An 11,573-nucleotide genomic window follows, 5' to 3' on the forward strand; every position below is an offset into this window, starting at 1 on the left:
AACATGCAGACTACCAACCACCCGGCAACCGGCGGCGGGCGCACCGCAAGCTTTGCCCTTATTGCGCTCGTCGTCCTGATCGGCCTCAACCTGCGTCCGTTCCTGACTGCACCGGGGCCGGTGCTTTCAGACATTGCGACCGATACGGGCATGGGTTTCGGCGCCCTGTCCCTGCTTACCTTTTTGCCGATGATGCTGATGGGTCTTGGCGCTTTTGCAACCCCGCGCATCCAGTCGCTATTCGGCACCCGCCGCAGCATGTTTGCAGCGCTTGCCATTCTTGCAGCAGGCTCTCTCCTGCGCGGCTTCGTGCCGGATGGCATTTCGCTGGTTCTGACCGCCGTGCTGTGCGGCGCAGGCGTTGCTATGATTCAGGCATTGATGCCCGGTCTCATCAAGGCCAGCTTCCCATCCACCATTGCCCCCGTGACGGGGCTCTATTCAGCCATGATCATGGGCGGCGGCGCGCTCGGTGCGCGGCTGACACCGTGGCTTGCGGGAAGCCAGCATAACTGGCGGTTCGCCCTCGCCGCGCTTGCATTCCCGGCCGTGCTCGCCCTGCTGGCAGCAGTCCCCATTCTCCGCGAAACCTCGTCGTCGGGCAAAAAATCCGGAATAACCGGCCATTTGCTGCGCCGCCCACGCACCTGGGTGCTGATGGCTGCATTCGGCCTCGTCAATGCGGGTTATTCATCCATGGTTGCGTGGCTTGCCCCCTATTACCAGTCGCTGGGGCTTGCGGCGTCCACCACCGGAAATCTCGTCGCGGCGATGGCAGTCGCGCAGGCACTCGCGGCCTTCGGACTGCCCCTGCTCGCCCGCCGCAGCACCGACCGCCGGCCTTTCCTGTTGCTGACATTGGCCATGCAGGCAGTTGGCTTTGCTGGCCTTGCCTTTGCACCGCAACTTTCCCCGTTCTTCTGGTCGGCGATCTGCGGCGCGGGTCTCGGCGGCAGCTTCGCCCTTGCGATGATTACATCGCTCGACCATCTGCCCAGGCCGGAGGAAGCAGGCGCGCTTACCGCCATGATGCAGGGCGGCGGCTTCCTGATCGCCGCTCTCGGTCCGGTCGCCACCGCTTTCCTGCACGGATTGACCGGCTCGTTTGCTTCCGGCTGGATCATGCACCTCATTCTGGTCGCAAGCATCTGCCCGCTCTATCTGAGCTTCAATCCGCGCAAATATGCGCATGTGATGAAACTGCCAGTGCAGGCGGAAACTGGCGCATGATAGCGTTTCCCGGCCAGTTTCATCCGTCCTCACGCCGTTGCGATGCAAGCAGCATGGGGCTGCGGGCACGGTGGGCTCCGATTTCATCCACAGCTTTGAGAAAGAACAGGCAAATATCTTGCACAAAGAAGCAAATTTCCCTGTTGCAATCTGCGAAGCGTTGGTTCATATAGCGCCTGCCTGACGGAAACGAACGGTTCCGGAATGACTGGCGCGAGCGGGTGTAGCTCAGGGGTAGAGCACAACCTTGCCAAGGTTGGGGTCGAGGGTTCGAATCCCTTCGCCCGCTCCAGTTTCTCAAATCAGGTTTTACGAAGGCTGCCGACAGGCGGCCTTTCGTGTTTCAGGACATCTCGTCATTTGATTTCAGCTAGAGCATTTCCAGCAAAAGTGTGAAACGTCTACGCGGGGAAATAAGTTCACTGGACTGATTTCTTATCCGCTTCGATGCGTTGGATAATGCGATAAAACAAATAGTTAGAGCGGTTGCGGCGATTCTGTTAGAATAGGAACCGCTCTAGATCAGCTTGAACGGCAGCCCCGTAAGAAGCGCCTTGATATAGCGCTTCTTCTGAAAATATCCGTTGAGGGAAATACGCGGTATGGCCGCGACCGGCATCACACCGGGCTGCTGCAGCACGCCAGGCTGCGTGGTTACGCCCACATCGAAGCCTGCTTTTGAAACGACTTCGATTTCACGCTCACCGACCGCCGTCTTCCAGCCATACGGGTAGGCAAAGGATCTCGGCCTGTAGCCGGTATAGTTTTCAACCGAGGCGGTCGAATCGGCAACCTCCCTTGCCAGCCTGTCGTCATCGACGCGCCGCAGGTTGACGTGAGTGACTGTGTGCGCCCCAAGATGCCCAAGCGGATCGCGGGCCAGGTCATGCAGTTCGGATGCGCTCATCACCGATTCGTCGACGAGAGAAATCGGATCGATCCCGGCCATCTTCGCTGCTGCATCGATGCGGGCTACAGCCTCGTCTTCGTCGAAATGTTGCATGAACTGGACGAGCCTTGCGAAGGCAGCTGATTTCTGGCCTTGGTTTTGCACGCGGACATCAACGGTACCGCCGCCGAAGTCGAACCGGAAACCGTCGGCTTCCGTTACCAGAGCCGCACTGGTTCTCCACCACATGGATCGAGTACGTTCCACAAAGCCGGTCGTGATGAAGATCGTGTAAGGAACGTTGTGCCGTCCAAACACGGGAGCTGCGAATTCCGCATTGTTGCGATAGCCGTCATCCAGAGTGAAGGCGACATACTTCTGTCTATTATCGGGCTCGGAAAGCAGCTTCGGCAAATCATGCAGGTGGACGGGCACAAGGCCCGCTTCCAACGATGCTTCTATGGCCATTTCGAGCGTCTGCGGCGTAATCGAGAGAATAGCGTTCGGGTCCAGTCGATCTGTCGCCTCTTCCGGTTTGACGTGATGCATCGTGAAGACGACTCCACGTCCACCGGCAGAAGGGAAGAGCGCCTCAGCACCGGAAAAGGCGATAGCCTCCAGCCCGGCCCGGATCAGCGGATATTTCAAACTGCCCTTTATCGACCGCAGCGACATGGCCTGATTCTTTTCCCCCAAAGGCTCCTACGGGAACTGCCTTGCCCCGTTGGCCTATAGCAATTACGTCGCCCCGCGTGAATTGCATTCATCCATTCACGCGAAAGGCCGCACGCTGAGCGTACGGCCTTATCATGCTCTTCGTTAACACATCAAAGCGAAGTCGAACTCTTCCACCAGTCGGTTCCACCGTCATGCGCATACTGGTCAATCTCTGCCAGCTCCTCAGCGCTGAATTCCAGCTTCTTCAGGGCTCCCAGCGAATTTTCAAGCTGTGTTACCGAACTTGCCCCGATCAGCGAAGAGGTGACACGCGGGTCGCGCAGTGTCCAGGCGATAGCCATTTGAGCCAATGTCTGACCGCGACGTTCCGCAATGGCGTTCAGCGCCCGGATGCGCCCCAGCAGCTCTTCGTTCTGTGCACTGGCCTTCAGGGAGCCGCCCTGATTCGCCCGCGCCCCTTCGGGGATTCCGTTCAAATAGCGGGAGGTCAGCAATCCTTGAGCCAGAGGCGAAAAGACAATGCAGCCGGTTCCGATCTCGCCAAGGGTATCGAGCAGGCCATTTTCGATCCAGCGATTGAACATGTTGTAATTGGGCTGATGAATGAAAAGCGGAACCCGCTCTTCCTTCAGGATCGCGGCAGCCTTCTGCGTCAGTTCCGGCGAATAGCTGGAAATCCCCACATAAAGCGCCTTGCCCTGACGGTGCAGATGCGCGAGCGCTCCCATCGTCTCTTCCAGCGGCGTGGTGGCGTCCACACGGTGCGAATAGAAGATGTCGACATAGTCGAGCCCCATCCGCTTCAGCGACTGGTCGAGGCTGGCGATCAGGTATTTGCGACTGCCGCCAATGCCTCCGTACGGCCCCGGCCACATGTCCCAACCGGCTTTTGAAGAGATGATCATTTCATCGCGATAGGGCCGAAAATCACTGGCCATCATGCGGCCGAAGTTTTCTTCCGCTGAGCCGGGAGGCGGTCCATAATTGTTTGCGAGGTCGAAGTGGGTCACGCCGAGATCGAACGCCCGGCGCAGAATCGCGCGACCGTTTTCATAGACATCGCGACCGCCGAAATTGTGCCAGAGACCAAGCGAAATAGCTGGCAGATCGATACCGCTTCGACCAGTGCGGCGATAGATCATATCCGACTGATAACGGTCGGCAGCTGCAGAATAATGCATCACGCATCTCCATCAATGAAATGATCGATCATGCGGGGGAAGCCGATACCCGTTCCACGCATGACAGACGTGGCGCCTATTTGAACCTGAAAGGCACGCGAGGCAACGGCTATCTGTTTATATCGCTCCGACGAACACCATGCGACAGCTGTCCGGACCTGCGCGCAATCTACCGCAAGCAGGTCGCCTGATCGGAAGGCTCAATACCGCCCAGATAACGCGGCACCGGCAGCAGCTCTGCCGCGCCGTCTTCAGCACAATCCGTCTTGCAACCCGACGAAAATGGGAGAATTAGAGATTGAGCATATCGAAGAATTGGGAGCGATTATGCTTTGATGAAGGAGGATCAAAACGCAAAAAAACCCCGCTGCGCCGGCAACGGGTTTATTCGACAACACTGGTTGCGGGGGCAGGCTTTCATCTTTACTTGCGCTCAGAGCAAGCAAAGATGGTTGCAGGTTCCGGCCGCCAACTTGAACCCCGAATGAGTTCAAAATTTATAGCCGAACTGGCACACCAATTCAAACCTACAGGAGCGCGCCATCAAGATGGCGCACTCTTTGTGGTAACGGCCTGACAGTTGATCAGAGGTTCGCGGATACAAACGGCAAACACCCTCTCTCAAGCGAAGGGCTTGGAAGTGAGCGGATTGGGGCCGTGAGCGGACAGGCGGTTATGGTTCCTGATGTTGAGAAGCAGCCCTTGGCGCGCCATGCCGGGCGATGAAGAAACCACATCTACGCTATAGCCCTCTAAATCCCGCGTCTAGGTCAGCAGCGATCGTCAAAGGAAACAGCATTTTTTGAACTTCTTACCGCTACCGCAGAAACATGGGTCGTTTCGACCGATCTTCGAACCGTCCGGCGTGCGGTTCGACGAAGCCGACCGAGCAGATCCAGAATTCCCGTTGAGTACCATGCCCTGCGTCAATTTTTCCATCCGACTGTCATGCTTCCACGGAAAACGCGTCGCCAGACTGAACTTAGGCAACCCATCCGCCTCGCGCACGAGGAGCCCAAACCAGTTATCGGCGCGATGGACATACTTGCGTCGCTGGCAATGACCAACGAGTGCGTCAAGGGCGTCGCTCGCCGCTGCTCGGCTGCAATGGATGGTAAGGCCAGCGTCGCCGGTATCGAATCCCAAGGTGAAGTCGTGGGGCCGTCCATCGAGCCGAGTGCGCCGGGCGACATCCTTCATTCCCTGGTCAAGCTGCTTAACCGTGTCGCCATTGATATCGAGCAGGAGGAAGCCGAGATCGATCAGGTCGGAGTTAGCCTCGTGCTCGATCTTCTCGATGATTCGAGCGACATGCGTACCGGTAAATTTGGTGAGGATACCTTTGGGCGTAGCGGTGCCGGGAATGCCCTCTCGACGCACGGTCATCGCGGTGTCCAGATCGAGCGAGAAATCATCCGCGACCATGGCCATGCTGGTTTTGTCTTCAAACCAGAGATTCTGGCTCAGATGATAACCAAGGATCGCCAACTCGTTGGTCCCATGCACACGTTCAGCATAACCAACCCGCCGGTCGATATAGCTTAGCAATCGCAGGGGACTGGCGAGCATTTCGGCTAGCACGTCGATTAGGAACACGTCGGCGACCAAGGGCGCGTGGATGACCGCGTCTTCCTCATATTCGAGGAAGTGCCGGGCCTGGACAGTGAGCACCGGATAGTGGTCCGACACAGCGCACAGGATAAAGATATCGCGTAGTTCGGGAATCTTGAGCTTTGATCCATCCTCCTTCATAAAATCCAAGCTCGGCCGCCTAAGCGACTGTGCACAGAGCAGGCCCTGATCGTAGGCATCCTGCACAGCCTTCTGGAAATCGGCGCGCAGTGTTTGATCGTTCCCCTTACGCGATTCCAGTGTCATCTTCTTAGACTTGCACTGGACGATCACCGCCCGGTCGCCAAACAGGACGAGCACATCCATCTCGGACACACGACCGCCCGTGCCTTCGATATTGACGTTGCAATAGACATTGCTTTCGCCGAAGACCGAGCGTAGCCGCTTGGCAACAAACTGCTCGGTAAAGGCGCCCCGGTGCGCCGAGGCCTTGGCGCGATAGGATTTGTCGCCGATCATCCAGTAAAATGGCGAGTCGTAGAGCGATTCAACGATTCCATAAGTCTGGAGTGCGATGTAGCGTCCATCTGGCAGCGCGATGATCGGGCATGCGTTAACAACGTTAAACGCGCCGAGAGACGTGAAATCCTGATTGGAGGGCGCAGGGACGCTGAACGTCGCAAGCATCGCCTGAACCGTCTCTCTAGGCCGAGTGCAATGCGCCGCGATTTCCTCAGCCGTTGTGGTAAAGCCCGATAGCAAGGATGAGGAATGCGACGCCCCGGCCTTCAAGCTCGACAGCGCGTCCATGATCTTGATGTTCTGGAGTTCCGAGATTGCACCGGCAATAGCTTGCGCGTCGGCTATGCTGAACCCCTTGTTCGCGAGCAACCACGCCTCGTCCGCAGCGTAGCGTTCGAGCGCCATGTCTCGATATTGGAAACTGTACGCGGACTCGGCTCCATAGAAGATCGGCTCCCGAAGCACATCAGCACGCGTGAATGGCGAAGGCGGGCGCTCTGCCCCCGCTTCCGCGACTTTCGCAGCTTCGATGATCGAGTCCCACATTGGCCGCCCAGGCGCTCATGGAGTTCCTCAAGCAACGTTTTGGTCCGATCAAACAGTACTTGAATCTCGGCAGGTGACGGCTCACTCAGGTCAATCGGCTGACGGACCATTAGTCCGAGCAAGGTCGAAAATTCCGTCCGGACAGTTCGCCCAGGCGCGTAAGAGGCGGCGAGGGCGTTGCCGTCCATCGCGCCATCAAAAGTCACATAATTGTCTCGCAACGACATCCATGAAAGCACATGCACGAATCCCGGTGCCGTGGAGAGCTGTGCGAGATCATTGAAAATATCCTGTTCGGCGCGAGGTTCACTTTGCTTCATATGTTTTCTAACATCTCTTCAATATTTCAAGTGTTTACTTCCCGACAAATTCCGTCACGTCCGCAGCCTTTTCCAGTCGGCCGATAATCGTGGATTGGGTCAGCCCATCATTATGCAGTCGATCTTTCGCTTCACCCTTTCAGAACAGATCGCTATCGGTAGCCTGCTTCTCGAGGCTTTAGAAAGTCTATGCAAACGGCGCCGCCGCGAGGATGTTCTGGCCCTGGACAATGATGTTGCACCAACGCCTGGCCCGCGTCACAGCGTTGTAAAGCAGCCGGCGCTTGTGCTCGATATCGCCGCCGACCTGATACGGCCATATGACCACGACGCCGTCGAACTCACGGTTCTTGGCCTGTTGCACAGTCATCGCGGTGAAGAGATGCGCTGCACCACCGCCATGCTGCCTCCGCAACGCCACGTTGCGAGCAATCACCGTCTCGATCTCCACTCGGGTAAACTCCGTCCGTCCGACAGCATGGATTTGGTTTTCCACCCACAGGATTGCAGCCCGCACAGGCCCCGAAGGCGGCAGTGAGCGCAGCGCGGCGCATGTCTCCGCAGCGGTCGCGTTGGCAGCGAGCATCAGCCCCTCGAGGATGACCTGCGTCTCGTCCCGATCAGTGCCCTCCCACTGGATCGAGTACGGTCCATTTTGCTGCTGTCCGCAGGGGCCTTGCCCCACGCGCTTTATAACGGACTGCACGAATCCACCTTGCAGCGCCGGTGTTATCACCGCGACGTTGCCCCCTTGGCGCCACGCGATGGCGTTGGCGAGCAAAGTCGCGGCCAGAGGAATGCTGACGCCAGGCTGCAGAATACGGAAGCCCTGTCCATTCACCGGCGCCTGGCCGTTCCGGATCGCCGTCGCGGCCGCCAGAAGGCCTCCAATATTCGTCCGGCGCACTTGGACTAAGGTTTCGGGCTCTGTCGCGCCCTGCAACCAAGTCACCAAGGGATTTGGCCGCAGCGCCTGGTCGAGACATTGAAACTCGTCTGCCGCGATCAATGTGTGGGTGACGCCTGACAGCGCGGCCAGCATCCGTAGTCGCTGCGGTCTCAGATCCTGTCCCTCATCCACCAGCACGATCGGAAAGCTCGTAGCCGTCCAGTCTCGGACCTGTTGCTGCTCAAGAAGCAGCCCAGCAGTATCGCAGACCGCATCGAACTCACCTTCCGCGATAGGCGCGACACCAAGCGCCGCTGCAAGGCCGCGCCAGCGCCGGTAGATGCGCCATGCGAAGGCGTCGACCGTGCAGCATTCCACCCGGCCCATGAGACCGGCAACGGTCCGAAGCCGGTCCGACAAGCGGCGCCTCGCACCGTGCATGAAAGTCAGCGCAAGCACGCGCTGCCCCTCGATCAAAGGATGGTCAGCGAGCGTCTCCGAGAGCATCTCCATGAGACGATGGGTCTTTCCGCATCCAGCAGCTCCCTCTACCGCCCGAACCGTCACGGCTGGAATACCCTGATCGCCGGATTAGCAGCATCCGCGGAAAACAGCGGGTTGTTCTCTCCCTTCACCACGTCGGTGATCGCGTTGAGCAGCGACCGCGCTCGCGCGCAACAGGCTTCCGTAGCGCCGATCGCGCCCGCGATGATCTCGTAGCTTGACGTGTCCTTCTTCAGTCCCCCAGCAGCGCGATTGTCGCTCTTCAGGCGCAAGACCAGCTCTGCCACGGTGGCTGCCGGTTGGTCGATCTGGATCGCCGGAAGGCAGGCATCTGCATCGGCATCGATGATCCAGCCGATGGTATCCTCCAGCATCTGGCCATCCGCCCACCGAAGGATCACCCCCGAGTTTGGAGATCCGGCCGCCACAAGAGTTGCGGCGTATCCGACGCCCTCCACGTCCCCGTCAACCATCGCCGCAACGCGGGGGTGTAAGGGCGCCATGGCCTCGACCGTTCTGACGACCGCGCCATCATGCGTCGGGATGACGCCTACAAATGCGTCGAACCGACACTCGTCCGCCGCCGCCCAGCCTTGATGCAGATCGACCGCGCGAACCAACAGCCCGAGCCATTCGTAGTCGGTGCGACCTTCTGGGACCAAGACGAACTCGTGCATCACGGCCGCGATCGTTTCGACGCGGTTGACCTGGAATAGCTTCCGCACGCTGTTCGGCGTGTCAGCAGGCAGTGTGGAGGTTAGCAAAGGAACCGCAGTCAGCAGCCCTCCGTCATTCCGGAGAACCGCCACGCCCTTCGGGTCCGCGAGTGCCGCCACCATCGGCGAATGAGTCGAGACGAATGTCTGTCGGGAAAGAGCCTGGATTCTATGAACTAGCCGGCGCTGTAGGGCCGGTGGCACATGCAGTTCCGGTTCCTCAAGCGCCATCCAAAAACCTTCGTCGGCTTCGGCGCGCATGCGGCCAAACTGCAAAAGCAGAAGCAGATGCTGGAGAGAGAGAAGGCCGCTACCATGCCGCCTTGCCGGCAAGGGGAGATCGGCTCCCTCATGGGCATAGTGCGAAACGACGGATTCAAGCAGGCTGTCGCTGTCCGTAGCCGTCACGCGCAAATGGAGCGTGGGGGAAGTCCGGAAAAAGCCGCGTAGCTCCTGATTTAGGCGATTGACGATCGGAGCCAGGCGCTCATCCTGCTCAAGCCGCGCATCCGGCGCGCGCAATCTGTCCCGCTCGCTAAGGACAGACTCGGACGGCTGGCCTTCGCCGGCGGCTACAACCCTGCGAAACAACTCCGATCCAAACGATACAGTCCGATCCCATGTCCGGGTGGCCGGCACGAAAAAGAACCCAATGTCGCGGATCAAACGCGCGGAGAAAGCAGTGGCGTTCTCGTCGGCAAAGACATCGCCTACCGCATCGTCGTCATGGAAGTACCGAAGCGTCTCCACTTCGAGCGACGGCCCATGAAATCGTGCGGCGAAGGCGACCTGGCAAGCAAGCTTCCATGATGGGTCCGTGCGGGCGGGCATCACGGTGCCATCGACAGGATTCCACCACTTTACGATTCCGCGATCGTCCCGAAACCAGTCCATGTGCTGAGCCGAGTCATCACCATCAAAATCGATGACCGTGGCAACAAGGCGAATCCGGTCAGCGGGCTGAGGGTTGCTGCCGTAGAAATCATGCTCGGTTAGTTGACGCACCATCCGATCCCGGCCGAACAGAAGCGCCAATGCCTCGACGACTGTTGTCTTCCCACAATTATTTGAACCAACCAGAACGGTGTGAGGTGAAAAGCGAACGACCCCTTCACGGATGCCGCGGAAATTCTCGATCTCTAGCTTTGCGATTTGCACGATTCATCTCCCCCACACACTTCATAAAATATTCCTAGCTTCGTGACAGCTTTAAACGCGCAATATCTATTCTTCGAAGCATGAAACTGCTCCAAATATAAGACACTGCAACCCGAAGCGCCGTTCGAGTCGCCATGACAATCTCTAGGTCTGTTCTTTGAGCAGGGTTCTCAGGTTGCGTGTGATCTTAGTCGAAATATCGGGCTGCGACATTCCGTGCAGTCGCGCTAAGCCTTCCAGGGCGATCCAAACATCGCTCGGCCTAGAGGGGCGTGCATCGGTTTGGGTGAACGGTCCGTCCGTCTCCGTCAAAATGCGATCTAAAGGCAAAGTCTTTGTTATCGCCGCGCGTTTCTCGTTGACGAGCATTTCGGCGTTCACAGAAAAATAGCACCCGAGATCGACGGCTCTCCTGCACTCTGCTGTGGTGCCGGTGAACCAATGAAGCACCACCCGCCCGCGCGAGGGCGGCATGTATTGCTCGATCATATCGAGCACGACCTTGGTCGCGCGGACACTATGCGTCGAAACGATCTTGTTCCCCGCCGCCGCACAGAGCGATAGCACGCGAGCGAAGACCTCCTTTTGGGCGTCGAAAGACTTGTAAAACCGTGGGCCGGCATCCAGTCCAACCTCCCCAACATAGCGAGTTCGCGGCAGTAACTCCTCCCACAGCCCGATCTCACGAGCCCGATCGGCGACCAACTGAGGGTGCAAGCCGAGAGCCGCACGAACGTGATTCGTGGCGGATGCAAGTTCGTGGTTCCGCGGCCAAGCCTTGGGCGTGGTGGTCACAGCGAGAGTGAACACGCCATCGCGCTCGCAACGCTCCACCGCGGCCGCATGGTCGGGGTAGAGATCGAGGTGGCAATGAAAATCGACGAGACCTGATCGCATGGGTTCTTACGACGGTGTGGCGCGAACGCCAGTCAGCAAGCGCCCGACTTCCTCCAACCCACGGCGATAGACGTTGGCCAGGTCATCGTGGCGGGAGGGGTCATCATAGAGTGGCCCTGGCTTGTGGATGAGGGCCTTGGCGAGTTCCGGGCGCTTCGATAGTCGTTCGATTGCGATCTGGAAGGAGCGGACCTGCTGACCTTCGGCCTGCTTGGTGTCCAATGTGGCAGCCTTCAGATCGGGTATGCCGTAAACGGTCGAGTCTTTGCCTCGCAGAGAGGCCCGCCGAATAAGGCATGGCAGGCAGTATCCACAGTGCCCCTGCGGCTTCTTCGTCCAACGTCCTGTTGATTGCCACTGAGAACTGACCCAGCGTGGCCTGATATTTCCATTGAGAATTGACCCATGTTCCAACCTTCCCTTGCATGTTTTCAGCGAGGGCTATGGAGTGATCGACATGGCGTTATTGAG

Annotated in this window: 9 protein-coding genes and 1 tRNA gene; 3 read left to right on the forward strand and 7 right to left on the reverse strand. The window is 58.5% G+C overall.

All coding sequences use genetic code 11. The features are described 5' to 3' along the window. Positions 1-3: 3 nt before the first annotated feature. Positions 4-1,230, forward strand: a complete 1,227-nt coding sequence (locus ABWW28_RS23985; protein WP_112670448.1) for a cyanate transporter — start codon at positions 4-6, stop codon at positions 1,228-1,230. A gap of 217 nt (positions 1,231-1,447) precedes the next feature. Further along, positions 1,448-1,522, forward strand: a tRNA-Gly gene (locus ABWW28_RS23990). Positions 1,523-1,747: 225 nt separating this feature from the next. Here the strand turns inward: ABWW28_RS23990 and ABWW28_RS23995 are convergent. Together ABWW28_RS23995 and mgrA are read right to left on the reverse strand one after the other, a co-directional pair. Beyond that, positions 1,748-2,794 carry a polysaccharide deacetylase family protein gene (locus tag ABWW28_RS23995; protein WP_021586802.1) on the reverse strand — a complete coding sequence of 349 codons (1,047 nt, stop codon included), beginning with the start codon at positions 2,792-2,794 and terminating at the stop codon, positions 1,748-1,750. A 152-nt stretch (positions 2,795-2,946) separates the two neighbouring features. Next, positions 2,947-3,978 carry an L-glyceraldehyde 3-phosphate reductase gene (mgrA, locus tag ABWW28_RS24000; protein ID WP_021586803.1) on the reverse strand — a complete coding sequence of 344 codons (1,032 nt, stop codon included), beginning with the start codon at positions 3,976-3,978 and terminating at the stop codon, positions 2,947-2,949. Between the two features lie 298 nt (positions 3,979-4,276). Here mgrA and ABWW28_RS24005 point away from each other — a divergent pair, with 298 nt between their 5' ends. Beyond that, on the forward strand, positions 4,277-4,555 hold the full coding sequence (locus ABWW28_RS24005; RefSeq protein WP_353392566.1) for a hypothetical protein: 279 nt from the start codon (positions 4,277-4,279) through the stop codon (positions 4,553-4,555). A 206-nt stretch (positions 4,556-4,761) separates the two neighbouring features. On the opposite strand, the gene ABWW28_RS24010 is transcribed toward ABWW28_RS24005, so the two are convergent. From ABWW28_RS24010 to ABWW28_RS24030, 5 genes are all read right to left on the reverse strand, one after another. Beyond that, the gene (locus ABWW28_RS24010; protein WP_313665727.1) at positions 4,762-6,618 is read right to left on the reverse strand and encodes an SEC-C metal-binding domain-containing protein; all 1,857 of its coding nucleotides are present in this window, start codon (positions 6,616-6,618) and stop codon (positions 4,762-4,764) included. A 507-nt stretch (positions 6,619-7,125) separates the two neighbouring features. Further along, positions 7,126-8,394 (reverse strand): ATP-binding domain-containing protein, encoded by a 1,269-nt coding sequence (locus ABWW28_RS24015; RefSeq protein ID WP_031346761.1) that lies wholly within the window; start codon positions 8,392-8,394, stop codon positions 7,126-7,128. Further along, positions 8,391-10,205: an ATP-dependent nuclease gene (locus ABWW28_RS24020; RefSeq protein WP_176588757.1), complete on the reverse strand. Its 1,815-nt coding sequence runs from the start codon at positions 10,203-10,205 to the stop codon at positions 8,391-8,393. The genes ABWW28_RS24015 and ABWW28_RS24020 overlap by 4 nt, the downstream gene beginning before the upstream one ends. A gap of 144 nt (positions 10,206-10,349) precedes the next feature. Beyond that, on the reverse strand, positions 10,350-11,102 hold the full coding sequence (gene qatD / locus ABWW28_RS24025) for a Qat anti-phage system TatD family nuclease QatD (protein ID WP_021586808.1): 753 nt from the start codon (positions 11,100-11,102) through the stop codon (positions 10,350-10,352). Between the two features lie 6 nt (positions 11,103-11,108). After that, positions 11,109-11,324: a hypothetical protein gene (locus tag ABWW28_RS24030; RefSeq protein WP_353392569.1), complete on the reverse strand. Its 216-nt coding sequence runs from the start codon at positions 11,322-11,324 to the stop codon at positions 11,109-11,111. Between the last annotated feature and the right edge of the window lie 249 nt (positions 11,325-11,573).

The organism is Brucella sp. NBRC 14130 (genome assembly GCF_040371715.1).
Classification (GTDB): Bacteria; Pseudomonadota; Alphaproteobacteria; order Rhizobiales; family Rhizobiaceae; genus Brucella; species Brucella intermedia.

What these genes read in the sequence shown, in the direction of transcription:
- ABWW28_RS23985 (WP_112670448.1), top strand. Translation starts at nt 4, where the DNA reads ATGCAGACTACCAACCACCCGGCAACCGGCGGCGGGCGCACCGCAAGC.
- ABWW28_RS23995 (WP_021586802.1), bottom strand. Translation starts at nt 2,794, where the DNA reads ATGTCGCTGCGGTCGATAAAGGGCAGTTTGAAATATCCGCTGATCCGG.
- mgrA (WP_021586803.1), bottom strand. Translation starts at nt 3,978, where the DNA reads ATGCATTATTCTGCAGCTGCCGACCGTTATCAGTCGGATATGATCTAT.
- ABWW28_RS24010 (WP_313665727.1), bottom strand. Translation starts at nt 6,618, where the DNA reads ATGTGGGACTCGATCATCGAAGCTGCGAAAGTCGCGGAAGCGGGGGCA.
- qatD (WP_021586808.1), bottom strand. Translation starts at nt 11,102, where the DNA reads ATGCGATCAGGTCTCGTCGATTTTCATTGCCACCTCGATCTCTACCCC.